23 protein-coding genes and 1 tRNA gene are annotated in these 25,968 nt (G+C 38.0%); 18 read left to right on the top strand and 6 right to left on the bottom strand.

The genetic code is table 11. The features are described from left to right. Nucleotides 1–274: 274 nt before the first annotated feature. The 6 genes from I6E82_RS13850 (at nucleotide 275) to I6E82_RS13825 (ending at nucleotide 7,131) form a co-directional block, all read left to right on the top strand. Nucleotides 275–2,092, top strand: a complete 1,818-nt coding sequence (locus tag I6E82_RS13850; RefSeq protein WP_197118119.1) for a M14 family metallopeptidase — start codon at nucleotides 275–277, stop codon at nucleotides 2,090–2,092. 1 nt (nucleotide 2,093) lies between these two features. Then, nucleotides 2,094–2,735: an MBL fold metallo-hydrolase gene (locus I6E82_RS13845; RefSeq protein ID WP_170070981.1), complete on the top strand. Its 642-nt coding sequence runs from the start codon at nucleotides 2,094–2,096 to the stop codon at nucleotides 2,733–2,735. A 107-nt stretch (nucleotides 2,736–2,842) separates the two neighbouring features. Next, the gene (locus I6E82_RS13840) at nucleotides 2,843–3,301 is read left to right on the top strand and encodes an Lrp/AsnC family transcriptional regulator (RefSeq protein ID WP_007375323.1); all 459 of its coding nucleotides are present in this window, start codon (nucleotides 2,843–2,845) and stop codon (nucleotides 3,299–3,301) included. A gap of 128 nt (nucleotides 3,302–3,429) precedes the next feature. Continuing rightward, nucleotides 3,430–4,986 carry a SulP family inorganic anion transporter gene (locus I6E82_RS13835; protein ID WP_010554472.1) on the top strand — a complete coding sequence of 519 codons (1,557 nt, stop codon included), beginning with the start codon at nucleotides 3,430–3,432 and terminating at the stop codon, nucleotides 4,984–4,986. 251 nt (nucleotides 4,987–5,237) lie between these two features. After that, nucleotides 5,238–6,314 (top strand): sensor histidine kinase, encoded by a 1,077-nt coding sequence (locus I6E82_RS13830; RefSeq protein WP_165725850.1) that lies wholly within the window; start codon nucleotides 5,238–5,240, stop codon nucleotides 6,312–6,314. Further along, entirely contained in the window at nucleotides 6,307–7,131 is an 825-nt protein-coding gene (locus tag I6E82_RS13825; protein ID WP_007582688.1) for a LytR/AlgR family response regulator transcription factor, read from the top strand. Before I6E82_RS13830 ends, I6E82_RS13825 begins: the two co-directional genes overlap by 8 nt. 68 nt (nucleotides 7,132–7,199) lie before the next feature. Here the strand turns inward: I6E82_RS13825 and pyk are convergent, their stop codons facing one another. After that, nucleotides 7,200–8,636: a pyruvate kinase gene (pyk, locus tag I6E82_RS13820; RefSeq protein ID WP_007582689.1), complete on the bottom strand. Its 1,437-nt coding sequence runs from the start codon at nucleotides 8,634–8,636 to the stop codon at nucleotides 7,200–7,202. Nucleotides 8,637–9,013: 377 nt separating this feature from the next. On the opposite strand from pyk, the gene gndA reads away from it, so the two are divergent. Beyond that, a complete protein-coding gene (gene gndA / locus I6E82_RS13815) occupies nucleotides 9,014–10,387 on the top strand; it encodes an NADP-dependent phosphogluconate dehydrogenase (RefSeq protein WP_197118118.1) in 1,374 nt (457 codons plus the stop codon). A 69-nt stretch (nucleotides 10,388–10,456) separates the two neighbouring features. Here the strand turns inward: gndA and ansA are convergent, their stop codons facing one another. After that, nucleotides 10,457–11,467 carry an asparaginase gene (gene ansA, locus I6E82_RS13810; protein ID WP_007582693.1) on the bottom strand — a complete coding sequence of 337 codons (1,011 nt, stop codon included), beginning with the start codon at nucleotides 11,465–11,467 and terminating at the stop codon, nucleotides 10,457–10,459. A gap of 82 nt (nucleotides 11,468–11,549) precedes the next feature. Beyond that, complete coding sequence (gene sppA, locus I6E82_RS13805; protein WP_024590136.1) at nucleotides 11,550–13,415, bottom strand: signal peptide peptidase SppA; 1,866 nt, start codon at nucleotides 13,413–13,415, stop codon at nucleotides 11,550–11,552. A gap of 219 nt (nucleotides 13,416–13,634) precedes the next feature. Here sppA and I6E82_RS13800 point away from each other — a divergent pair, with 219 nt between their 5' ends. From I6E82_RS13800 to I6E82_RS13770, 7 genes are all read left to right on the top strand, one after another. Then, a complete protein-coding gene (locus tag I6E82_RS13800) occupies nucleotides 13,635–15,596 on the top strand; it encodes an oxidoreductase (protein ID WP_197118117.1) in 1,962 nt (653 codons plus the stop codon). A gap of 93 nt (nucleotides 15,597–15,689) precedes the next feature. Beyond that, on the top strand, nucleotides 15,690–16,373 hold the full coding sequence (locus tag I6E82_RS13795) for an HvfX family Cu-binding RiPP maturation protein (protein WP_007582701.1): 684 nt from the start codon (nucleotides 15,690–15,692) through the stop codon (nucleotides 16,371–16,373). A gap of 130 nt (nucleotides 16,374–16,503) precedes the next feature. Beyond that, on the top strand, nucleotides 16,504–17,052 hold the full coding sequence (locus I6E82_RS13790; protein ID WP_024590138.1) for an NAD(P)H nitroreductase: 549 nt from the start codon (nucleotides 16,504–16,506) through the stop codon (nucleotides 17,050–17,052). Between the two features lie 203 nt (nucleotides 17,053–17,255). Beyond that, complete coding sequence (locus I6E82_RS13785) at nucleotides 17,256–17,633, top strand: hypothetical protein (protein WP_007582705.1); 378 nt, start codon at nucleotides 17,256–17,258, stop codon at nucleotides 17,631–17,633. A 158-nt stretch (nucleotides 17,634–17,791) separates the two neighbouring features. Next, nucleotides 17,792–17,882: transfer RNA gene (locus I6E82_RS13780), tRNA-Ser, on the top strand. Nucleotides 17,883–17,935: 53 nt separating this feature from the next. After that, the gene (locus tag I6E82_RS13775) at nucleotides 17,936–18,322 is read left to right on the top strand and encodes a hypothetical protein (protein WP_024590139.1); all 387 of its coding nucleotides are present in this window, start codon (nucleotides 17,936–17,938) and stop codon (nucleotides 18,320–18,322) included. 69 nt (nucleotides 18,323–18,391) lie between these two features. Further along, complete coding sequence (locus I6E82_RS13770; protein ID WP_007586200.1) at nucleotides 18,392–19,012, top strand: FKBP-type peptidyl-prolyl cis-trans isomerase; 621 nt, start codon at nucleotides 18,392–18,394, stop codon at nucleotides 19,010–19,012. Between the two features lie 365 nt (nucleotides 19,013–19,377). Here I6E82_RS13770 and I6E82_RS13765 read toward each other — a convergent pair whose 3' ends face one another. Continuing rightward, a complete protein-coding gene (locus tag I6E82_RS13765; RefSeq protein ID WP_197118116.1) occupies nucleotides 19,378–21,756 on the bottom strand; it encodes a TonB-dependent receptor in 2,379 nt (792 codons plus the stop codon). Nucleotides 21,757–21,971: 215 nt separating this feature from the next. Continuing rightward, nucleotides 21,972–22,361, bottom strand: coding sequence for a YkgJ family cysteine cluster protein (locus tag I6E82_RS13760; protein WP_197118115.1), 390 nt, complete (start codon nucleotides 22,359–22,361; stop codon nucleotides 21,972–21,974). Between the two features lie 282 nt (nucleotides 22,362–22,643). On the opposite strand from I6E82_RS13760, the gene I6E82_RS19875 reads away from it, so the two are divergent. Both I6E82_RS19875 and I6E82_RS13755 read left to right on the top strand, forming a co-directional pair. Next, on the top strand, nucleotides 22,644–22,823 hold the full coding sequence (locus I6E82_RS19875; RefSeq protein ID WP_197184987.1) for a hypothetical protein: 180 nt from the start codon (nucleotides 22,644–22,646) through the stop codon (nucleotides 22,821–22,823). A gap of 199 nt (nucleotides 22,824–23,022) precedes the next feature. Beyond that, entirely contained in the window at nucleotides 23,023–23,451 is a 429-nt protein-coding gene (locus I6E82_RS13755; protein ID WP_197118114.1) for a tetratricopeptide repeat protein, read from the top strand. Nucleotides 23,452–23,587: 136 nt separating this feature from the next. Here the strand turns inward: I6E82_RS13755 and I6E82_RS13750 are convergent, their stop codons facing one another. After that, the gene (locus tag I6E82_RS13750) at nucleotides 23,588–24,583 is read right to left on the bottom strand and encodes an alpha/beta fold hydrolase (RefSeq protein ID WP_197118113.1); all 996 of its coding nucleotides are present in this window, start codon (nucleotides 24,581–24,583) and stop codon (nucleotides 23,588–23,590) included. A gap of 284 nt (nucleotides 24,584–24,867) precedes the next feature. On the opposite strand from I6E82_RS13750, the gene I6E82_RS13745 reads away from it, so the two are divergent. Both I6E82_RS13745 and I6E82_RS13740 read left to right on the top strand, forming a co-directional pair. Further along, nucleotides 24,868–25,341, top strand: coding sequence for a hypothetical protein (locus I6E82_RS13745; protein WP_197118112.1), 474 nt, complete (start codon nucleotides 24,868–24,870; stop codon nucleotides 25,339–25,341). Between the two features lie 27 nt (nucleotides 25,342–25,368). Then, nucleotides 25,369–25,962, top strand: a complete 594-nt coding sequence (locus I6E82_RS13740; RefSeq protein ID WP_165743582.1) for a DUF1287 domain-containing protein — start codon at nucleotides 25,369–25,371, stop codon at nucleotides 25,960–25,962. Nucleotides 25,963–25,968: the final 6 nt, after the last annotated feature.

The raw sequence follows: 25,968 nt of genomic DNA, 5'->3' as shown, positions 1-25,968 counted from the left end.
ACTCTCCTGGATCCATGCAGACGTATATCAGACATTTTTGGCGCTGTTAGCGTCAGATGTAATCCTTTAAATTGATTAAGTATTTTTACGAGTTGGTATAAATAGTAATGTAATGAATTACTGTACATTAATAACGTTATATAGCCTTAAAAGACAGGTGTGAATGAGTGACATGTAATTGGCTGCATTTTTTTGTTGAATCACCGCAGTTTCCTCATTATAAAAAATTTAGTTGATATAATTTATATAATTAAGGCGTTTGTTAGAGAATTTTATGTTTGCAAGTTTACTAGTTTTATCTGCAAGTGTGGCGTATGACGCACACTTACCTCCATTAATTGAGTGGCAGGGGAAAAGCGTAGAGCTTTTACAAAAACAAGGGCCGTTAACTACTGATTTTGAGTTGTCAGAAGGTGAAGCGTCGCCAGATTATGCAAATACAATGGCATTTGTAGATAGATTAGTTGCTGCAAACCCTACTCAGTTTCAATCTCAAACCATTGGCTATAGTAATAGCAAGCGTGCAATAAAAATGTTGATTGCCAGTGAACAAGGTTTTTTTGAAGCAAGGCAAATGGCTAATAGCACTAAGCCAACTATTTTTATTCAGGCAGGAATACATTCTGGTGAAATAGACGGTAAAGATGCCATGTTTATGTTGCTTAGAGATATAGCGACGGGTAAGCGCCGTGACATTTTAAAAAAGGTAAACATATTATTTATTCCTATTTTAAATGTAGATGGACACGAACGTAGCAGTGCATTCAATCGCATCAATCAACGGGGCCCTGCAAAAATGGGCTTTAGAACAAATGCTAATAACCTTAATTTAAATCGCGATTTTACTAAATTAGATACCCCAGAAGTTAGAAGTGTTTTAAAGGTTATTAACGACTACAACCCAAATTTATACATTGATGTACACGTAACCGACGGCGCAGATTACCAATATGATGTGACTTATGGCTACAATCCGGTATTTTCAAGCGAGTCGCCTGCGGTATCTGATGCACTAAACCAGTTTTTTAAGCCTCTGATTGACGATACGCTAGCTAAGCAAGGGCACATGCCAGGGCCACTTGTTTTTGTTATGGACAAGCGCGACTTTAAAAAAGGATTAGCGGGATGGGTTGCTACGCCGCGCTTTTCAAATGGTTGGGGTGATTTAAAGTCATTACCGACTATTTTAGTTGAAAATCATTCATTGAAGCCTTACAAGCAACGTGTATTAGGAACTTACGTATTTTTAGATGGTGCTATTACTGCGCTATCAAAGCACAGTCATGAATTAGCTAATGCAGTAAAAAAAGAACAGGAATTTGTTCCTAAACAGTTAATAGTAAAGCGTGGCTATGCCAAGCAAGCTGATACGATTGCGCAGTTTAAAGGTATTGAGTATTCATCAAGCATGAATGCGCTCTCAGGCCAAAATGAAGTGAAGTATTTGGGTAAAGCACATACATATACCGACTTACCTATTTATTGGCAAAAAGATGTACAACATACAGTTGAAGTACCTAAAGCTTTTTTTATTCCGCCTGTATATCGCAATATTATTAAGAAACTAAAGTTACATGGTGTCTCTATTAATAAACTTGAAGGGGCAAACACACAGCCTTTAAAAGTAGCAAAGGTGGCAGACTACACGTTTGATAAAGCACCCTTTGAAGGCCGTTTTAGAGTGTCAGCAAGTTTTGATTACGTCCCTGCTATAAATGTAGATTTAGATGGTTGGTATCAAGTCAATACTCAACAAAAAGCAGGTGAGCTTGCTGTGCATTTATTGCACCCTGAAGCACCAGATTCGTTTTTTGCATGGGGGGAATTTAATACTATTTTTCAGCGTACTGAGTATATGGAAAACTATGCACTAATTCCGTTTGCACGCCAAATGCTAAAAGACAATCCAAAGCTAGCGCTTAAGTTTGATGAAAAGCTTAAAGATAAATCGTTCGCAAGCGACGCTGATGCGAGATTAAACTGGTTATATGAGCAAAGTCCATTTTATGATCAAGCGTACTTAAAGTACCCAATATTGATGTCATTTGAAGAAGAAGTTGTTATCCCGGATCAAAAAAGTAAAGAAATCTAATATGCAAATTATAACCATACCCGTCACTGCGTTTGCACAAAATAGTCGTATTATTTGGTGTAGTGAAACTAAACAAGCCGTAGTCATAGACCCAGGTGGCGACCCTGATAAAATAGTAGCAGCCCTTAATGAGCATAAACTAGAATTAAGTGCTATTTGGTTAACGCACGGGCATTTAGATCATGTGGGTGGGGCTGATATTTTACGTAATCAATTTAACGTACAAATTATTGGCCCACAAAAAGATGAGTACTTCTGGTTTGAAAACTTACCTATGCAAGCACAAATGTTCGGGTTTAAACCCATTGAGCCTTTTTATCCGGATATTTGGCTAAACCATAACGACACCGTGAGCGTAGGTAAACTTAGCTTTTTAGTGAAGCATTGCCCAGGGCATACACCTGGTCATATTGTGTTTTATCAACAAGACTATGAATGCGTTATTGTAGGTGATGTTATTTTTAAAGGCTCAGTAGGGCGAACTGATTTCCCTAAGGGGAATAGCGAACAACTTATAGAGTCGATTAAGACGCATATTCTAACCTTACCTGATAATACTAAAATATTGGCAGGGCATGGGAGCGACACTACGGTTGGATTTGAAAAGCAAACAAATCCTTTTGTGAGTGGTAAGTTTGGTTAAGTTACTTATTTGAAGTTTGGGAAACTGCATAAAAATTAAAAATAAGCAGACTGAGTTTTAAAATGGTTGTATAATTTAACCAGTTTATTTGATAAATAAGAAATAAAATGTCTCTAAATCACGTAGATCGCCAAATATTGGCACTTTTACAACAAGATGCTAGTTTATCAACCGCAGAAATTGCTGATAAAGTAGGCTTGTCTCAATCTCCATGCTGGCGTCGAATTGCCAAGCTAGAGCAAGATGGTTATATAAAAAGCAAAGTGGCTCTTTTAGATGAGAAAAAACTTGGCTTTGATATGCTTGTATATGCACATGTGCGTTTATCAAATCACGGTAAAAAGAACCTTGCTGAATTTGAAAAACTTATAATGAGTTACGATCAAGTAACAGAGTGTTACACCATGGCCGGAACAATGGACTTTATGCTACGCATAATTTCACAAGGCATAGAAGGTTATGAGCACTTTGTACGCGATAATTTACTAAGCTTAGAGTATGTACAAGAAGTACATTCTAATGTAACAATGACATGTGTAAAACGTAGTACTTCCCTCCCTTTATAAAAGCACTTCTTTTAAAAGCTAAACCTCTTTTAGTTTAGCTTAACCATATAATGACAATTGTTAACTGAGCGCTAATTTGGTAGAATTTAGCGCTTTTTTGATACCCATTACACCATTTGAGGAACTCAATGTTTAACTTACTCAGTAGGGCGCCTAGCTCTGCTAAAAACGATATTCTATCTGGATTAACTGTGGCGCTAGCCTTAGTTCCAGAAGCTGTTGCGTTTGCCTTTGTTGCAAATGTAGAACCTTTAGTTGGTCTATATGCCGCGTTTATCGTTGGTTTAATTACGGCTATATTTGGTGGCCGCCCTGGTATGATTTCAGGTGCAACCGGTGCACTAGCTGTTGTTATGGTAAGTTTAGTGCTTGATCATGGTGTTGAGTATTTATTTGCGACCGTATTGCTCATGGGCATACTGCAGATACTCGCGGGTGTATTTAAACTCGGTAAGTTTATCCGCATGGTTCCTCATCCGGTAATGCTTGGTTTTGTAAACGGCTTAGCTATTGTTATTTTTCTCGCTCAGTTAGGACAATTTAAAGTGCCTGATGGTATGGGCGGACAAGAATGGATGACGGGTAACCCGTTATATATTATGCTTGGTTTAGTGGCTTTAACCATGGCTATTATTCAGTTTTTACCTAAACTAACAACGGCTGTACCCTCTACATTAGTCGCTATTATTACAGTGACCGCTTTAGTTATTGGTTTGGACTTAGAAGCGCATACTGTAGTTGATTTCTTGAAAGGAATGACAGGCGACGAAGCTGCAACAATTGCAGGCGGTTTACCTCAATTTCATATTCCTATGGTACCGTTTACTTTCGAAACGCTACAAATTATTTTTCCTTATGCACTTATTTTAGCGGCTATTGGTTTAATTGAATCATTATTAACGCTTAGCTTAATTGACGAGATTACAGAAACTCGCGGTCATAGTAATAAAGAGTGTATAGGCCAAGGCGCTGCAAATATTACTTGTGGTATGTTTGGTGCTATGGGTGGTTGTGCAATGATTGGTCAATCAATGATCAACATTAACTCAGGTGGTCGTTCTCGCTTATCGGGTATAAGTGCTGCATTGATGTTGCTTGCGTTCATCATATTCGCTTCAAGCTTAATTGAGATGATCCCACTAGCTGCACTTGTTGGTGTTATGTTTATGGTTGTATTAGGTACGTTTGAATGGGCCAGCTTTAAAATGATGAAGCGTGTGCCTCTATCTGACGCTTTCGTAATAGTACTTGTATCGGGTGTGACTGTTATTACCGATTTAGCGATTGCAGTATGTGTAGGTGTTATTGTATCTGCATTAGTATTTGCTTGGCAGCATGCTAAGCACATATACACAACTAACTATATTGATGAAGAAGGCGCTAAAGTATATGAGTTACATGGCCCGCTTTTCTTTGGTTCAGTTAAAAACTTTGCAGAGTTATTTGATGTTAAAAATGACCCTAAAAATGTAATTGTTGAATTTAAGCATAGCCGCGTATCTGATCACAGTGCAATAGAAGCAATTGACACACTTGCTGATAAGTACACAAAAGCAGGTAAACAACTTCACTTACGTCACTTAAGTAAAGACTGTACGCAGTTGTTGCATAAAGCACGCGATTTGGTTGAAGTGAATGTGATTGAAGATCCAACATACAAAGTAGCATCAGACAAACTAGCTTAATTTACACAAAGCTATTTATATTTAAAAAGCGAAAGGTGAATAACCTTTCGCTTTTTTAGTGTATCTACTATTTGTTTGCGGTAAGACTATTAAAAAGCAAGGTAGGCTGTAGTGCTATGCAAACTCATAAATCTATATAATAAGACTATCTAATTTTATTAAAATTAGCCCTACATAGGTAAAAATAATAAAGAATAACAAGCGCCTATTTTATGGAATTAGTCTTTAACTATACGGAGTAAACATCTATTTTGAACTGGCAATCTTTAGTCGATAACAGACAACGCTTTTTTTGGCTTTTGCAAATTGCAGGCTGGATTGGTTATGCGTTAGTAAATTATATTGGCTCTAAAGTATTTGAAATGCGTGATATATACGTATTTGTTATTTTATTGAATGCTTACGCTGGTTGCTTAATGACAGTACCGCTTAGGTATATTTACCGTAAAATTTGGAATGCCTCGCCTTGGGTATTAATGATTGTAGTATTTGGTGCCTCTTATATAACGGGCACTCTATGGGCTGTCGTTCAAAAATTTAATTTGTGGGAAATATACCGCCATGGTTATAGACCAGAGGAGTGGTTTTATTACCTGCAGCAAGGCTTAGATTCTGTATATATTATTTTATGTTGGAGTGGTTTGTACTTTGGTGTTAAATACTATCAGTTATTACAAAGTGAGCGACAAAAAGCACTAAAAGCCACAACTATGGCACACGAAGCGCAATTAAAAATGCTTAGGTATCAGCTTAACCCCCATTTTTTATTCAATACACTTAACGCTATTTCTACTTTAATTTTGGTTAAAGAAAACAAAGATGCTAACTTAATGGTAGCAAGGTTAAGTGACTTTCTACGTTATACATTAAATACCGATCCAATAAAAAAAGTACCGTTAGAGCAAGAGTTACATGCGCTCATGCTTTACTTAGAAATAGAACGTGTACGTTTTGATGAGCGATTAAAGGTAAATGTAGATATAAGCGAGCAAGCTAAAGAGGCTTTAGTACCGAGCTTAATTTTGCAACCTATTATAGAAAACGCGATTAAATATGCTATTGCCCATCTAACAGAAGGTGGAGTAATTGATATAAAAGCACAGGTATTTGCGAATGAGTTATTACTAGAAGTGGGCGACAACGGCCCAGGAACTGACATACTCGATGGCCAATTAGTTAACGCTCAAGGCGTAGGTGTCGCTAATACCAAAGATAGATTAAAAACGTTGTATGAAAATAATTATTCGTTTGTATTATCACATAATACGCCAAGTGGATTAAAAGTTAATCTGCGAGTACCTTTTGAGAAGGCTGTGAAAAATGACTAAAATAAAAACACTCATTGTTGATGATGAACCGTTAGCACGAAAAGGTTTAGCGGTAAGGCTCGAAGAATACTCTGATATTGAAGTAATTAAATTGTGTAGTTCAGGGGCTGATGCAATTGAAATGTGTCAAAGCGAGAAAATTGATTTGGTTTTTTTAGATATTCAAATGCCAGGTATGAATGGCTTTGAAGTAGCAAGAGCCCTTAGCGAAAGCTCAAAAGCATTACCAGCGATTGTATTTGTAACGGCCTTTGACCAGTTTGCTGTAAAAGCGTTTGAAATTCATGCTCTCGATTACATTTTAAAACCCGTTGATGATAACAGACTAAAACAGGCGGTAGAAAAAGTGCATACCTACTTAAAAACGCAGCAAGACAACGCCCATAAGAAAAAATTAGCGAGTTTTGTAGCCGGTATTACTGGTAACAATTGCGAAGAAATACTTAAAAAATTAGCCACTGGCGATATGCTAACAGACAGACGTTACCCAGAATCGCTTGCTGTAAAAGAGCAGGGTGAAATTATACGGGTACCTGTAGCGACTATCCAATGGGTTGATGCAGCAGGTGACTATATGTGTTTACACTGTGAAGACGGACAAACGCATATTCTACGTAAAACAATGAAAGAGCTTGAGCAAGAGCTCGACCCTCAGTTATTTGTGCGTGTACATCGCAGCGCAATAGTAAATACAAAACAAATTAGTAAACTGGTTACACAAGTAAGTGGTGAGTATTTATTAGTACTTGAAAATGGCCAAGAATTAAAAGTGAGCCGTAGCTACCGAGATAAGGTTAAAGCGGCATTAGCAAGTTAAAGCCAACGCTTTTATTACAGACACAAAAAATGCGGGCTAAGCTCGCATTTTTTATATTCGGCGTTTAATTACGCAACAGTTACAATTTTCATTGTGTTAGTTGCACCCACAGTTTCCATTGAGTCACCGTGAGTAATAATTACTGTATCGCCAGACTGTAAAGACCCTTGAGAAACTAAAGTATCAAGCGCGGCTTTTACCATACCGTCTTTTTCAGTTTTTGTAGAATCAAAAAATACTGGGTAAACACCACGATAAAGTGCTGTTTGACCTAATGTACTGGCATGACGTGAAAGCGAGTAGATTGGTAAGCCTGAGCTGATACGCGACATTAATTTAGCCGTACTACCAGATTCAGTGAGTGTGATGATTGCTTTAACAGAATCTAAGTGATTAGCTGCATACATAGCAGAAAGCGCAATTGATTCAGCATTGTTAGAAAAGCGACTATCTAAACGGTGTTTAGAAACGTGCGTTTCTTTTTGCGATTCAGCACCTAAACAAACGCGTGCCATAGTCGCAACTGTTTCTTCAGGATAATCACCTGCAGCTGTTTCAGCTGAAAGCATTACAGCATCTGTTCCATCAAGAACAGCATTTGCAACATCCATAACTTCTGCACGTGTAGGCATAGGGTTATCGATCATCGATTCCATCATTTGCGTTGCTGTTACTACAGTACGGTTTAATGAACGAGCACGACGAATAATTAGTTTTTGCTTGCCCATAAGAGCAGCATCACCAATTTCAACACCTAAATCACCACGAGCAACCATTACAGCGTCAGAGGCTAAAATGATGTCATCAACAGCTTCTTGGGTTTCAACGGCTTCAGCACGTTCAATTTTAGCAAGTAACTGTGCTTTTGAACCAGCCGCTTCAGCAAGTGAGCGTACGTAGCGCATATCGTCGCCACTACGTGGGAATGATACGGCAATGTAATCTACGTCAATTTCAGCGGCAGTTATTAAATCTTCTTTGTCTTTTTCAGTAAATGCTGGAGCAGTTAAGCCACCACCTAAACGGTTAATACCTTTATTGTTAGATAAAACACCGCCAACAGTGACTGTACAATGCACTAAATGCCCAGCTACTTCATCAACACTTAATTGAATAAGGCCGTCATTTAGAAGTAGTAAATCGTTAGGGCTTACATCGTTAGGTAATTCTTTATAATCGATACCTACAGAGTTTATGTCGCCTTCGCCTTTTTCCATTTTTGCATCAAGGGTAAATTTTGCACCCACAGCAAGCGTTACTTTACCTTCTTTAAAAGTAGAAACGCGGATTTTAGGGCCTTGAAGGTCAGCAAGTATAGCAATATGCTTGCCTAATCTTTTTGCAATATCGCGTACAGCTTGTGCACGGTCTTTATGATCTTGGGCAACACCATGTGAGAAGTTTAAACGTACTACATTAGCCCCAGCGATAATAATTTTTTCTAAGTTGTTATCTCTATCGGTAGCAGGTCCAAGGGTAGCGACTATTTTCGTGCGTCTTAGCATCAATTTCTCCTGTTTGCTTGGTGAAAGCATGTTGACGTTATTTTGTTGACTTAAAATATCTATATTAGAATAAAATATTTTAGTTATGTGCAAACTTCAAAGGTTTGCCACTATTTTATACAAAACTATTGTGTCATCATTATGACACCGGTGTCAGAATGCGTCAATGATCTTAATTTCAATTAGCTTTGCTTTTAGTCACCCCGAGACCATTGATGTTTGATATAATTACGTAGCTTATTTATCTGTAATAAAAAAGCATGTTGTATTGACTCATAATTAGTATTTTATGACTGTATGGGTATAATGCACGCGGTATTATTTAATTTATACACTGAATTTTCTAACCAAATAGTTGTTACCGAGGAGGACACTAGATGCAAGTTGCATTAGTAGGGTTAGGCGTTATGGGAAAAAATCTTGCCCTAAACTTGATTGAAAAAGGGATAACGCTAGTCGCTTATGACAAAAACCCACATGCGGGTGAAGAGTTACTAAGTTGTGCTAAATCTCAAGGCATGGCTGATAGGCTTCACATTGTCTCTGATTTAAGAGACATGGTAAGGCGTTTAGAGGCACCTCGTTCTATTTTATTACTTGTTCCTGCTGGTGAGTTAGTTGATACAGTTTGTAATGAACTTGTAGAGGCCGGCGTTAACTGTGACGATATGATTGTCGATTGCGGTAATAGTAATTATAAAGACGGTATAACGCGTAAACTTAAATACCAAAATAAATTTGAATTTGCCACTATGGGAATTTCTGGCGGTGCAGAAGGCGCTCGCCATGGTCCTGCAATGATGGCAAGTGGTTCTGAGGGTGGTTGGGAACGTATTGAGCCATGGTTTGAAAAAGTAGCTGCTAGCTATAATGGCGACTCGTGTTTTGCACGTGTTGGTCAATCAGCAAGTGGTCATTTTGTAAAAATGGTTCACAACGGTATTGAATACGCACTTATGCAACTTATTGCAGAAGTGTACCAATTACTTCGTTTAGGCACTAATCGTTCTCCAAAAGAAGTGGCTGAGATATTTAATGACTGGTCAGAAGGTCAATTAAATAGCTACTTACTGTCTATTTCTAGCCACATATTGTCACTTGAAAATCATAATAATGTACCGCTTGCGGACTTAATTGATAATAAAGTTGGCGCTAAAGGTACTGGTCTTTGGACTGCGCAAAATGCACTAGAACTTGGTATTGCAGTTCCTTCACTTGTTGCTGCTGTACAAGCTCGTCATTTAACTAATGCATGTAATACAACGGCTGCACAAGAGATGACGTATGCATCTAAACTAACTAACAATGTTGAAATTGATTTAGAAGAGCTAAAAGAAGCGTTCTTACTTGCAAGCTTACTAGCGTATCGCCAAGGTTTAGCGTTAATTAAAGGTGCATCACGTACTCATCAGTGGAAAGTTGATTTATCTAAAACGCTTCAAACGTGGCGTGCTGGTTGTATTATTCGTGCTGACTACCTTGATAGCGTTGCACAAGGTGTTGAATTTATTGATACCCTTGAGAAAGAGTCTAACTCTTTGCGCAAAATTACCGGCCAAGCAATAATGACTGGTTTAGCATTCCCTGTATTGGGTGCTACACAAACGTATTTAGCAACATTAACCACACCGAGTAATGGGCATTTAGTTCAAGCCCAGCGTGATTACTTTGGTGAGCACGGCGTTAAAACCCATAGCGGTGAAACATGCCATTTAACTGACTTAGTAGATATCGACGCTAAAGTTAGGTAATAAACAGTTGTTTAAAACGATAAAGGCACGCTATTTAGCGTGCCTTTTGTATTTTAGGCGCGGTGAGATTTAACGGCTTAATTCACCACGTAAATTGTCTTGCATTAAATGACGAATCGTCTCTACTTCTAGCTTTTGGCTAAATAAATAATGTAATTTAGTTAAACACGCTTCAAGGGTCATATCGTATCCACTAATAACACCAATATTTAACAGTGCATTACCCGTTGCATAGCCGCCCATATTTACATGGCCTTTTAAGCACTGGGTTAAATTAACAATAACGACGCCACGTTTACTTGCTTCTTCAAGTATTGATAAAAAGTTAGGATCTTGCGGTGCATTACCTACACCAAAACTAAGCAACACCAAGGCTTTAATATTGCCATTAACTAAGCTTTTAACCACTTCTTGACTAATACCAGGGTATAAATAAAGCACACCAATGGGTTGAGGTGTAATAGGAGTAACTTGCAGCTCATTTTCAACATAAGGACTAAGTTGGCCTTTAATAAGTTGAATACTAATACCCGATAACGCTAAGGGGTCAAGATTAGGCGACGCAAATGCATTAAATCCATCGGCGTGGGCTTTAGTTGCTCTGTTACCTCTAAACAGTTGGTTATTAAAAAATAGACTTACTTCTGCAATTGGATAATTTGCCGCTAAATACATTGCATTCAGAAGGTTTACTTGACCATCTGAGCGTAATTGAGAAAGCGGAATTTGTGAGCCAGTTACAATCACAGGTTTAGTTAGGTTTTCGAACATAAACGATAGTGCTGAGGCTGTATACGCCATTGTATCGGTGCCATGAAGCACAACAAAACCATCATAATCTTGGTATTTATCTTTAATGTCATCAGCAATAAGTTGCCAATGCTCAGGAGACATATCTGAAGAATCTATAAGAGGGCAGTATTCGTGAATATCAAACAAAGGCATTTCATCACGGTTAAACTCTGCGTTGTTCACTACGGTTTCTGTTAAAAAACCTTCAGCAGGAATATAACCTCGACTCGATTTTTTCATACCTATAGTACCGCCAGTATAAGCGATATAAATGCGTTTACGTTTCATAAAAAAAGCCCAGTAAAAAAACTGGGCTTAGTATAACGTTAAGTAACTTTAAATACAGCTGATTAGGTAAAGCTATGCACTTTTATTGTGCAACATTACACACTAAACAACGTGCATATACACCTTGTGGATCGTTGTAATCTTTAAGGTTTTCAACTTCAGTACTTAATTGGTTAATAACGCTTTGCAAGTTAGCTTGCGTTGCTAACACAGATGTTTTTTGTGTTTGTAAACCAAGCATCGATTTAATAGACGCGTTACCAAAAATGTTTTGAATCATTTTTTCTTGCGAGCTTAAATCTTGTTTAATGGTTTTAACTTCATAGTGATTAAGTTTTGCAAGTGCTGCGGCTGCTTTTATAGCATCTTGTTTATCACCAAGTTTGTCTACTAAACCCAGTTCAAGTGCTTGAGATGCAATCCATACGCGGCCTTGGGCAATTTTATCAACTTGCTCAGGCGTCATATTACGGGCATCAGCGACAACGTTTAAAAAGCGACCGTATGCTTCTTCAACGCTCATCTGAATTACTTGACCCATTTTTTCGTTTAGGGGACGAGTGATAGAAAAACCAGCCATTTCGGTTGTTGCAACGCCATCTGAATAAACACCAATTTTAGATAAGGTTTTTTCAAATGTCATAAACGTACCAAATACACCAATTGAACCTGTAATAGTACTCGGTGCTGCCCAGATTTCGTTTGCAGCAGAGGCAATCCAATAACCACCTGATGCAGCTACAGAGCTCATAGAGGCAATAACAGGCTTACCAGCAGCTTTAAGCGCTAATACTTCTGCACGAATAACTTCAGAGGCAAACATACTACCGCCACCTGAATCAATGCGCAGTACGACCGCTTTAACTTTGTCATCAAGGCGTGCTTTACGAAGTAGGGCTGCTGTAGAGTCGCCACCAATTTCTCCAGCTTTACGCTCACCATCCACAATTGTACCTTTAGCAACTACAACGGCGACTTTTTCGGTAATAGGGTTATCAAATTCAATCGGTGGTTTAACTAAGCTTAAGTATTCACGAAATGAAACTTGCTTAAATGTTTTGCCATCTTCTTGTGCGCCAACTAAATCAATTAATTGTTTGCGAACTTGTTGATTTGTTTTTAAAGAATCAACCCACTGGTGGTCAAGTGCATATTTACCTGCATCGCCATCTGCAGCTTTCATTTTTTCAAGATATACGTCCATTGTCTCGTCGAAATTTGACTCATCAAATGGGCGAACCGCAGCAACATCTTGTTTGTATTCGCTCCAAAGAGCGCCTAACCAAACACGGTTAGCTTCTTTGGCTGCTTCAGACATGTCGTTACGAATGAAAGGTTCTACTGCTGACTTAAATGTACCAACACGGAAAATATGCTGCGTTACTTCAAGCTTTTCAAGTGCATCTTTAAAGTAAAGCGGATACATGCCGTAACCTTCAATACCTACGCTACCGTATGGGTGCATAGCTATTTCATCAGCATGTGATGCAATATAGTATTGTGCTTGGGTATAGTAATAACCCGATGCAATCACTTTTTTGCCAGCTTGTTTAAATGCATCGATAGCATTGGTAATTTGCTTAAGTTTGTTTAAATGCGCTTTAGGCATTTCTTGTAAATCAAGCAGCATCACCGTAATGCGATCGTCTTTAGTCGCTTCGTTTATTACTTCAACAATATCGTCAAGTAATATTTCGCTTGGCGCTTCAGAACCAGAAGTAGCATCACTAATTGCAGCTTCGACCGGATCTATGTATGTTTTTTCTTCAACAATAGGGCCATTTAGGTTAAGCCTAAGCACAGAGCCATTTTCAACTATTATTTTATCGTCGTCACTTGAGAGTGACACTAAGAAAACAATTACCAGTAATAAAAACAGAATGTTGAGTATTAAACGACGAGAAAAGTTAATTCCAGCCCAAATACCTTTAAATACCTTTGCTATCAAAATAGCTCCTTAATTTGGTACAGTTAATACATTAGTTCCATCTTAGCCTAGAATAAAAATAAATTTAACTGCTAAATCGTAACGAAGTGTTTATGAGGTGCTATTAATACATGTTTTTATGGCTTTTTTTAATTAAATGAAGGCACATATTGCTTATTACTTGCCATTAAAGCAGAATTAGCTAATGTATACAGGTTAGACCAGTTAACGGGGCACAAGATGTTAGAACAACAATTACAACTAAAACACACACAATTACGTAACCGCTTAGTGATGGGCTCAATGCATACAGGCCTTGAAGAGGGATGGCATAACCGCAAACGCTTACGTGCATTTTACGAAGCACGTGCAAAAGGCGGTACCGCAATGTTAATTACGGGCGGATACAGCCCTAATTTACGTGGCAAATTAACACCTATTTCATCTTCATTTAATAGTTATTACGATGTATTTAAGCACCGCGCTTACACAGATGCTGTGCATAAACACGGCGGAAAAATTTGTTTGCAATTATTACATGCTGGACGTTATGCGTACCATCCATTCAATCAGGCACCAAGTGCAATAAAAGCACCTATTAATCCTTATAAACCTAAAGCGATGTCGCTTGGCTCGATTAAAAAAACAATTAAAGACTTTGCGCACTCTGCCTATATGGCTGAAAAAGCTGGCTACGATGGCGTTGAAGTTATGGGTTCTGAAGGGTATTTGATTAATGAGTTTATGGCGCCGCACACCAATAAACGTGAAGATGAATTTGGTGGCAGCCTAGAAAATAGAATGCGACTTGCGCTTGAAATAGTTAAAGCTGTAAGAGCAAAAGTATCTGAGCAATTCTTAATCATTTTTAGATTGTCGGTTATTGATTTAATCCCAAACGGTTCAACACCAGAGGAAGTTGTCATACAAGCTACCGAGCTTGAAAAAGCGGGTGTTGATATATTTAACACAGGTATTGGTTGGCACGAAGCGCGTGTACCGACTATTGCGAGTATGGTGCCGCCAGGTGCATTTAAAGAAGCATCAAAACGTTTAAAAGACGTGGTGAGCGTGCCAGTGATTGCGGTTAACCGAATTAATACTCCAGAAATAGCTAACGATATTTTAAATGCAGGCGAGGCTGATTTAATTTCGATGGCAAGGCCGCTACTTGCCGATCCAGAGTTTTTTAATAAATACGCAAATAATCAATCTAAGCAAATTAATATTTGTATAGGGTGTAACCAAGGTTGTCTAGATCACGTATTTAAAAATAAACGTGCTACATGTTTAGTTAATCCACAAGCTGCATTTGAGCTAGATTACCCGTTAGAACAAGCAACCAAAGCTAAAAATGTATTAGTAGTCGGTGCAGGCCCTGCTGGTTTATCGGCAAGTTGTTACTTGGCTCAAAAAGGGCATAACGTCACGCTAATTGACCAAAAACCGCAAATGGGTGGCCAATTTAATTTAGCTATGCAAATACCAGGTAAAGAAGACTTTAACCATACTCTTACTTACTTCACTAATGAGCTTGAGCGATTAAAAGTAACTGTAGAGCTTGGTAAAGCTTATGACGATTCAATGCTTAAAAACTATGATGACATCGTATTTTCAACTGGCGTTAGGCCGCGTGAAGCCTCTATTAAGTGTAGCGATGATAAGCGTGTATTTGCTTATGACGAAGTTATACGCGGCGAAGTAGAGCTGGGTAAATCAATTGCTATTTTAGGTGCCGGTGGTATAGGTTTTGATATGGTTGCGTTTTTAAGCGAACATAAATCGCAAACTATTAGCGAGTTTAAAACGCAATGGGGGATTGAGTGTGAAGCCCAACCTCATAAAGATGAACGTCAATTGTATATGTTAAAACGCAGTGCGGGTCGTTTTGGTAGCGAGCTTGGTAAAACAACGGGTTGGATACATCGCCAAGTTGCTAAGCAGCATGGCGTTAAGCAAATTGCTGATTGCCAATACCAAAGCTTTGATAAAAGCGGACTAACTATTAATGTTGCTGGTGAAACTCAAGTGCTGCCAGTAGACACGGTTATTGCCTGTATTGGTCAGGTTTCTAACAACGAAGTGCTAGAAAATTACACAGATAATGCAAAGGTACATGTTATAGGCGGAGCTAAACTAGCTGCTGCTATTGATGCTAAACGCGCTATTTTTGAAGCTCTTCAGGTCGCTAGAAGTATTTAACCTTTGTAAATAAATTGAAATAGTTTATCAATTCATGCGGTCTTTGCTGTTTATAGTCTATAACTTAATAAACAGTGAACACACAGGATACGCATGAACAAACTAACCAATCTTTATGATGCAATATTGGGTAAACTATCATTTTTAGATGGTTTACCTGCATTGCTATTTCGCTTGATTTTAGCCCCTGTTATGATCATTGCAGGTTATAACAAACTTGCTATAAGCGGTGAGACAGAAGGTTTCTTTGATAACTTTTTAGCATCTCCAGATGTAGTTCAATGGTTTGGTAATAATGAATGGGGTTTAGGATTACCGTTTCCTGACTTACTAGCTTTTTTAGCTGGCTGGAGTGAATTTTTAGGAGGTTGGTTTTTATTACTTGGCCTTTTAACTCGCTTGGTCAGTATCCCACTTATGTTCACAATGGTTGTCGCTGCAACCTCAGTGCATTGGCATAATGGTTGGTTTGCAATAGCACCAACTAATCCAGAAACAAGTGCTGCGCAAGTGCTCGATTGGTTATCAATTCCGGGCGCTAAAGAAAGCCTTGAAAACTCACTAGAAGTACAAGACCGAATAGGTAAAATTCGTGGCTTAGTTGAAGAACACGGGTTTCCTGATTATCTATACGAAAAGGGCAAGCCGTCTATTTTAAACAACGGTATAGAATTTTCGGCAATTTACTTTGCAATGCTCCTTAGCTTATTTTTTATGGGAGGAGGACGCTTTGTTAGTATAGATTACTGGTTAAGGCGAAATATTGTAAAAGAATAACGTATTCAATCTGCTTTACTAACGGCCGCATAGCTTAACCCTTTGCGGCCGTTTTGCATTTTAATTTCTCGGTATTTATTTTTTAAGGGTTTAAATGTTACTCTAGCGTTTTGAATTTTGAGGAATCGTTATGAACGCTATCGAGCTTTTACTTACCCGCCAATCAGACTCTAAACTAACAGAGCCGGGCCCTACGCCTGAGCAGCTCGACATAATTAAGCAAGCAGCATTACGTGTTCCTGATCATGGCTGTATAGCACCGTGGCAGTTCATTGTTGCTCAAGGTGATGCACGCAATAAACTGGGTGAAATTTACCATCAAAGTGCAGTGGCAGAGCAACAAGAAGAAAAAGTAATTAACCGTGCTAAAGAGCTTCCCCTTCGTGCGCCTATGATTGTAATAGCAATTGCTAAATATCAAGAACACCCAAAAGTTCCTCGAATAGAACAAGTACAAAGCGCAGGCTGTAGTGTATTAGCGATGCAACAAGCTGCATTTGCCCAAGGGTTAGGCGGTGTTTGGCGCACAGGCTACTTTGCACAAAGTAGCGCGGTTAAAAAAGCGCTTAACTTACATGAGCAAGATGAAATAGTAGGGTATTTATATATAGGTACACCCGAAGTCGATTGTAAAAAGTCGCCTCGCCATAAGCCAGAACACTATTTTAGTAATTTGTGAAATAGTATGAACTTTGCGCAACTTACATAGTCATAATTCATTAAGGTTACAAAGAGTATTATTTAAAAGTTAATGACTTGGCTGTAAGAAGCGCTTGGAAGCACTAAATTTACTAAATCTTCTTCAGTTTGTTTTTTAATCGGTTGTTTTTTGATACATTATGGAAAGTCTTAATAAAAATAACGATAAAGAAGACGAAAACTATGGGAAATTTATTTTTACGTGAAAAAGAGAATTGGCTAGCATGGTCAATTTGGGGAATCATTGGTGCTTTTGTAACACTGTATGTTGCAATGAGCACAAATGCATCACACTTTATAGCCGGTTCAGCGATGGGTATGCTTGTGTTGTTAACATGGTGGATGCACCAGTCCAAACGTTTCGACTTTGGGCGTGCATTTAAAGTATGTTGCTACGTTTTATCGCTTAGTGTGCTACCTGCTTTTATGTTTGTTGTAGTACCAAGTGATGATTTAAATCGATTCGATTTAATTTTTCAAGGCGTTACCTTTACCGCACTGAGTATATTGGCTTGTTTAATCTGCTCTTGGATTGCACGTAGACCTAAACAATATTATTAATGTGTTTAACTTTAGTCCATTAACTACACTTTTATTAAAGTGAAGAGCTTAACAAAAGAACAAAGTGGGTCTATTTTATCCAATATGTTAATATTTTATATTAATTTCTATTTAGCTCTTTACAAGTTATGTATTTAGCCATATTATTCGCGCCGTGCGGAGAGATGGCAGAGTGGTCGAATGCACCGGTCTTGAAAACCGGCATGGGTTTATAGCCCATCTAGGGTTCAAATCCCTATCTCTCCACCATTATTTAAAAAAAACCGCCTTATGGGCGGTTTTTTGCTTTGTGGAGTTTCTAAATGACTAAAGCAACAAACCTACCAACCTCGCAGAAATTAATAAAACATCTTTTATTATGGACGGTATTTGGTTACTGCTATCAAAGTGCTATTAGCTTATTAGTAAAAATGGCTATAGACGCTCAACCAGAGTATCCATTAATTACCGGTTTAATTTATGGTGTTGGTTTTAATGTTTTAGCTGCCCATCTTATTACCAAATACGATAAGCATTGGCCAGTTATTGGCTCTGTTTTTATTGGTTGTATAGGGCTGCTTGTAGTGCCATTTTTACTGTTTGGCGAATCAGGATTACTAACAATGCCTCTACTTGTTGGAATTTTATTCAGTTTGCCGCTTTGTAGTTATATTGTTGGCCTAATTAAGCTAAAACTCAGCAAAAACTAGCCCCAAACGCGGTTTATTTTGTGATAGCATAGTCGCGTCTTTTAACTAACAAAACGTGAAAAACACATTATGTCAGATAATTTTACTACAGATGCTGAAAAAGCAAGTTACGGTATTGGCTTACAAATGGGTGAGCAACTTAAGTCTAATCCTTTTGAAGGCTTAAACCTAAATTCAGTATTTGAAGGCATGAAAGATGCGTACGCTGGTAGCGCATTTCAAGTTGAGATCCCTGAGATCCAAGCTGCATTTGAAAAAATCAACGAAGAGATTCAAGCTCGTCGTGAAGAAGAGTCTAAAGTACTTTCTGCAGAAGGTATTTCATTCTTAGAAGAAAACGCAAAACGTCCTGAAATCACAGTAACTGAGTCTGGTCTTCAATACGAAGTACTAGCAACTGGCGAAGGCGAAAAGCCAACAGCTGAGTCTACAGTACGTGTTGATTACCACGGTACACTTATTAACGGTACTGTGTTTGATAGCTCATACGAGCGCGGTCAACCAGCTGAATTTCCAGTTGGTGGCGTGATCAAAGGCTGGACTGAAGCATTACAAATGATGCCTGTAGGTACTAAATGGCGTATCTACGTTCCTCATGAGCTTGCTTATGGTGAACGTGGCGCAGGTGCTGCAATCGCACCTTTCTCAACGCTTGTATTTGATGTTGAGCTACACGAAATCATTTCTTAAATTAAATAAATTTTAATTTAAGAATTTAAAAAGCCGTATTCAATTTGAATACGGCTTTTTTGTGTTTGTAATTTAAGAGTTTTATACCAATTAGCTTAATTAAGTAATCTATTTTTCGCTAAGAAAATCGTGTCGATAACAAGGCAAAAATTTCGTTATTTAGTTGTTATCACTAATTGCTCTTGCATTGCCTCCTGCCTCCATGCAGTCGTATATCAGAAATTCTTAACGCAGTTAGCGTCAGGTTTAATCCTTCAAATCGATTAAGTATTACTGCGTGTTGATATTATATATTCTAAAAATAAAAAAACCGCATTAATAAAATGCGGTTTGTAAAAATATAAACTAAAAACTGTTTTTAATTATTAAAAATAACCACGAACACCAAAGCGGAAGTTTCTGCCTGGTAGTGGGGCTTTATCTTTAATAAATGAGCTATGTACAAAACCTAACTCGTCGGTAATGTTATCTACATTTATATAAAGTTGTGCATCTACCGCACCTAAATCAAGTTGGTAATTAGCTTGTGCGTCAAATAACGTATAACCATCGGTTTGTGTTTCAAACGCAGTTACATCGTTTTGATCAAAGTAATGAGTACCTGTAAGCGTTAGTTGTAAATCACCTAAATCATACTGTAGCTCCGAGCCTAATTTATTGGCTGGAATACGCGGTAGGTTACCTTCATCATCTTTAAGTTTTGCACGAGTTGAGTCACCAAATACTTTAACCATAGCGCTTGATGTAATTTGATAGTGAGCATCAAATTCAATACCATATAGCTCTGCATCTTTGCTGGTAAACTGATAAACCGCAACGGCATCATCATGTGCACCAATAGCCGATTCTAAACCATCTTCTTCATCGTAAACTAAACCTGTATTTTCTTGGAAGTAGAAGTTTTTAATATCGTTATAGAAAAAGTTAACTGTGTAACCAAAATCACCGCTAAAACGTCTAAAGCTTAAATCTAAGTTAGTTGAAGTTTCTTGCTTAATATTTTCAGGCTCAAAATGCGCTTCATTACCTTCAATGTTGTAACCAAGGCCAAGCTCATAAGTACCTGTTGCAATGTGTAAACCATTTGATAAAAGCTCTGCCGAAAGTGGTGCTCGCTCTGAATGAGAAATACTTGTCGCAATACTATGGCCCGGTTTGTACTGCCATATTGCACCCGCTGATACACTTAAATTAGTAAAGCTTTTACTGTAACCAAGCGTTTCTTCGTCGTGTTCTTCTTCAGCTTCGTCATTGTCGTGATCATGACCATGCTCAACTTCCGAAATTTGGCTTTCTATTTTGTAATCTTCGATACGCGCGCCAAGTTCAACGGTTACATCACCAAATTCACGCTCTTCTAGTAAATATAATGCGTTAGTTGTAGTTACACTCGCGGGTGTAAATGCTTCTTCACCAATTGCATCGTAGTCAGAGTCGCTATAGTGATAGCCCATCATTCCGTGCCAATCAGCAAACTTATGCTCTACATTTAAACGTGCTTCAGTCGTTTTATTTTTAAAAGTAGTACCAATTTCGCCATCTTCAATTTCGCTGTGTGAATAATCTGTATAGCCAACACGTAGGTTGATGGTTTCAATCCAGTTATTATGAAGAGCGTAACTTACAAGCCCTTGCCAGCGGTCTTGCTCTAAATGTGCGTAAACAGGCTCTTCAGCAGCTTCATCTTCATGTTCAGCATGCTCTTCTTCAGTTTCACCTTCGTGATCGTGATGATGCTCATGCCCAGGAATACCGTAATCAGTCTCAATGCTACCGTAAGAAAAACCAATCGTTAAGTGATCGCCAACATAGCTGGTACCAAAGTTGAGTGTTTCGCTATCAATAAAAGTATTTTCTACCGAGCTTTCGGTTTCAACATCGCCATCATCGTCGGCAATAGTAAAGGTCGGTGTTTGGTAATCATCGCCGCTGCGCTTAGTACCATCAAAATGAAAGTTAAAGCCTTCATTACCTGTTTCAAGTTTTGCTGCTACGGTGTTTGAATTTGACACCGTATCGTGGCTGTATTCAGCAGCGCCTGTAAGCTCGTCGATATTGCTAGTAGGAATACGGTTATCAACCACGTTTACAACGCCACCAATTGCACCAGAGCCATAAAGTAGGGTACTTGGACCGCGCAACACTTCAATTTGCTCTGCCGCTAGGCTGTCGCTTGATGTCGCGTGGTCTGGGCCAATACGCGAAGCATCGCTGGCATCTAACCCATTTTGTGTAATTTTAACGCGAGGGCCATCTAAACCACGAATAATTGGGCTTGATGATACAGGGCCAAAGTAACTTGCATTTACGCCTGGTAAACCTTTAAGAGTTTCGCCAAGTGTTGGTTTAGATTTATTTCTTAATTCATCACCTGAGAGCACGCTTACTGGCGATATCATTTCTAGGCTGTTCTTATGAAGTGCAGAGGCATAAACAACCACTGTTTCAACCGATGTTGGTTTAAGTGACACAGACAGATTATTTGAAGATTCGGTAACAGCAATACGAGAGTCTATGTAGTTGTCTTTACTAATATGTAATTGGCTGTTTGCATCTATATCGATAGCAAACTCGCCTAAATCATTACTTTTAACACTTTGGTTTTTGCCATGCACATGGATAGAGGCATTTTTAATTGGTTGATTTTTATCATCCATTACTTTACCAGTAACGGTTGCAGCCAAAGCTGATTGAGAACATAAAACAGAAAAAATAGCAGAGGAGATTAATGTTAACTTTGTCATGGATATATTGGTTCGTGGTTATTATGTTGTGATATAATATAACACCGCAAAATTAACGAATCAACAATGTTATAGTATAACTTTGTATTTTGCGATGAATAATCTAAAAATGACGATTAAGCCAATATTATAGAAATTCAAATAATAGGTTTGTGAATAGAAAACTTATCCATATGGCCGAATAGCTCATAGCGCTAGCTGGTAAATCTATGTATTTAATAGCGGCTATCTATCATTATCGCATCTAGTTTATGCTGCGCTCTTGTCTGGTTTGTTATATCTACAGATTCAATCATTTCGCATTCGTCGCGGATCATCTCCGAAATAAGGCTAGGGTAGTGGCGGCAGTCTTCTGGGCGGTCGAGGTAAATGCTGCAGGTATACATGTTTTTAGCGAGAGGATCTTTTTTTTGCGCAATTTCTAAAAATGGGCACACTTGAAGTCTTAAGCCTGTTTTTGGGTCAAACCAAATTTCGTAGTTTTTAACGTATTCATAAATTTCGGGGTTAAAAAGCTCCCATAAATCTATTTCTTCTTTCGTTGCGCTTAAATCGCCGCCGCCATATTTAATACAGCATTTACCACACTGGTTGCATTCTTTCATAATTGGCTAATTTAGTTGGCTGTTAACGAATTTAAGTTATTTATTAGTGTAGCACCAAATTTATTATTAACGCTCTACTGAATTTACCTATCCTTTAATTTTTGGGTGTTTAAACAATAGTTAGATACAATAATTTGTTAAATCCTCTTGTTACATTTTATATAGTACAGGCTTTATTTAATGGTTTACTCTAAAGGTAGCGAAAAATGTTACAAACCCCGCTTGAGCAATTGTGTGATTGTTAAATGTTGCTGAGCGCAGATACCTAAGCAGGGCGTTATTATGAAAGAGGCTGTCACTAAGTTAAAAACAGAATTTAATGCAAAGTTATTGTATTGGAACAATCTTAAAAGTAGCAAAGCTAAAGCGGTAATCATCCTATTATTTACAGTTGTCATTGCACTCAAAGTGTTTACGACCATCTTTACGTTGGATTGGGTTGCAAGTTTATTCAGTGTGTAAGTTTACCAAGAGTAATTTCGATAAAGTTTAATTGCAGTGTGTTTAACGCCTACGCGATGTTCATTATTAATGTATTATTACGTTATACACCAAATTAAATAAATCAGTTGTTTAAATACATTTTATAATGACTGTAATGATACATTTTAGCTAAATTGAGTGAATAAATAAGTTTAGCTGCATTAAAGGATAACCAGTGATGATGAACACAAAAGTATATAAAGCGGTACACGACCTTGCAGAAGATTTAATGGCGGCGGCTAACAAAAATAACCGTGAAAAGTTTGAATCGTTATTTGCAGAGTTAAAAGCTATTTGTATTGAAAATGAAAACACCTCAAAAGATCACCCTGTACAATGGGAAACCTTAGCTGATTTTACCGAAGAGCTAGAAGATGCAATCACTACTTACGAAAAAGCATTAGAAAAGTCGATTGCGATTAATAACAAGGATCACATGTCGTCGGTTTCTTTTTCAATGGCTACATTACAGCTTGAGCTTGGCCAAAAAGATGAAGCTATTAAAAACCTTCAAAATGCTAAAGTCAGCGCCAATAAAATTGAAGACAAAGAGCTTAAAGCTGAAATACACGACCTACTAGAGTCGCTTATTGAAGAAGAAGGTTAAATACATAAAAGCATAACTTATCCATATTAAATGTGATTTTTGTGGATTTAGCTTGAGCTTAATAAAGCGCTGATGGTTTATACCCTCAGCGCTTTTTTATGTTTGCTATAAATACTAAACCAAAAGAAAAGGCTTACTATTGAGCTAGCTTATTCATAAAATCGACAATGTACTTTGCAATTTCTACTGGTTTTTCTTCAACGCTAAAGTGCCCTGAATCGAGTAAATGCAGTTCAGCGTTCGGTATATCTTTTAAGTATGCTTTAGCGCCTGCGGCTATAAACGCAGGGTCGTTTTTACCCCATACAATTAACGTTGGTGGTTGGTACTTGCGTAAATAAGCTTGCCACTTTGGATAGTCGAGAAGGTTGTTGTAGTAATCTTGTAGCAATTGCACCTGAATTAATCTATCGGATTTGGTTTGTAAAAAGTGAAGATCGTGCGTCCAGCTATCTGGGCTCATCACTTCTGGGTTACTTTGTACGTCTCGTAAATACTGCTTATTAATAATGGCTTGCTCGGATGTGAACGAATAAATTTTATCACTCTGCGCTTTTGAACTATCTTCATTCGCGGCTTTAAAAAATGCTTGCCTCGGTAGGGTTAGCCCCTCTAAATACGCATTACCATTTTGTACAATAAGTGCATCAAGTTTATTAGGATTATTTAACAACATTCTAAAGCCTACAGGTGCTCCAAAGTCTTGCATATATAGGCTGTAGCGCTTTACTTTAAGCGTTGTTAGTAACCCTTCAACGTATTGAGCTAGTAATTCAAAAGTATATTTTTGAGTTTCTGGGTTTGGGCGTTCGCTGTATCCTGAGCCTAAATAATCGGGTGCAATTACATGATAACGACCTGATAAAAGCGGGATCAATTCTCGGTAGCTGTGTGAAGACGACGGATAGCCATGTAAAAGCACAATGGTTTGCTTATGCTGGATGCCAGCTTCTCGGTAAAATATCTTTTTACCGTTTACATTTGCATATTTGTAAGCGGTTTTTGAAGGCCATACAGCATCAGCGGCATATATCTGAGCGGTAAGCGTAGACATTGAAACTAATAAAAACACAATAAATGAGACGATGTGAGCAGGTTTTACTTTAAGATTTTTTTGTATATCTGGGTGCATAAGTAAACTCGTTATTTTTGGTAATGACGCTTTATTAATTTACCAGACCCGTTATTTACACAATTGCATTCAGTTAATAATTACAAGTTACTACTAATAAGGACACAGTAACAATACCTGTGTTTTTAAAGCACATTACCAAATATATAGTTGATTAGAGGGTAAGTGGTTTTTTAGCAGCTTTTTGTACTTTAAAAAGAGATTCGTTAATTTACTTTTGTTACAATTGAGTTGTTGGCTTACAACATTTATACAATGTTAAGTGAGTATTTTGGAGGAAGGACGTGCTCGAACAAATAGAACAATGGATTGATGCAACAAATATTAAATATAAAACCCAAAGAATTAGCTGTGAGAAATTTGCTAGTGAGTTTGCAGGGTTTTATCCTGTCGAATTTTTAAAAAATGCCTTTTACGTTATTGTCGATGAAATACCCAAACCTAACTTTCCTTTTTTGCGTGAAATGGGATTAGACGATTTTATTGACATGGATGCCGCAGGTACTACATACAAAAACACTTATTACATGCTTCCTTACGTAGCTGATAATTTAGCTGTGCATTTTCATGAACTTGTTCACGTAGCCCAATGGAGTGAACTTGGTGCAGGGGCTTTTATGTTGCGTTACATAACCGAAATTCAGCAGGTTGGTTATGCAGCTGCGCCACTTGAAGTCATGGCGTATGGTCTTGATAAGCACTTGACAAATAATGGCAAGAAAATAAACGTGCCTGAACTCGTGGTTCAAGCGTTGTAGTTAATTAACATTTTCAAAGGATTGCATATGACACGCTTTACTGTTTTTTTACTGAGCTTACTTAGTGTAAATGCCTATGCGGCATCGTTTGATGACGATATTGTGGCTGCGTTACTTGAAAGAACAACACATAACGTTACCTACGATGGGTCTTATCGCTCTATTACTTATCCGGGTGGCGATGTGCCCGCTAATGTAGGGGTGTGTACCGATGTAGTTATTCGATCATATCGACTTTTAGGTATTGATTTGCAAAAGCTTGTGCATGAGGACATGTTAAAAAGCTTTGAGCTATATCCCTCTAAGCGTATTTGGGGTTTAACCAAACCGGATAAAAATATAGACCACCGCCGTGTGCCAAACTTACAGGCTTACTTTAAAAATCATGGCCAAGTGCTCGCTAAATCAAGTAACGTGAACGACTATAAAACGGGTGACATTGTAACGTGGATGCTGCCAGGTAATTTGCCGCACATTGGTATGGTTGTGAATGAGTTAGCAAAAGACACAGGGAATCCATTAATTGTTCATAATATTGGTCGAGGACCTGAAAAAAGCGACATGCTTTTCGATTTTAAAATTACGGGGCATTACCGTTTCGTCCCACAAGAATATAAATAACCAGAT

Origin of the sequence: Pseudoalteromonas sp. NZS11, assembly GCF_015864765.1 — a bacterium.
GTDB classification, from domain to species: domain Bacteria; phylum Pseudomonadota; class Gammaproteobacteria; order Enterobacterales; family Alteromonadaceae; genus Pseudoalteromonas; species Pseudoalteromonas arctica.
The sequence above is the reverse complement of the archived record's forward strand: the minus strand, read 5'-3'. Positions and strand labels throughout refer to the sequence as shown.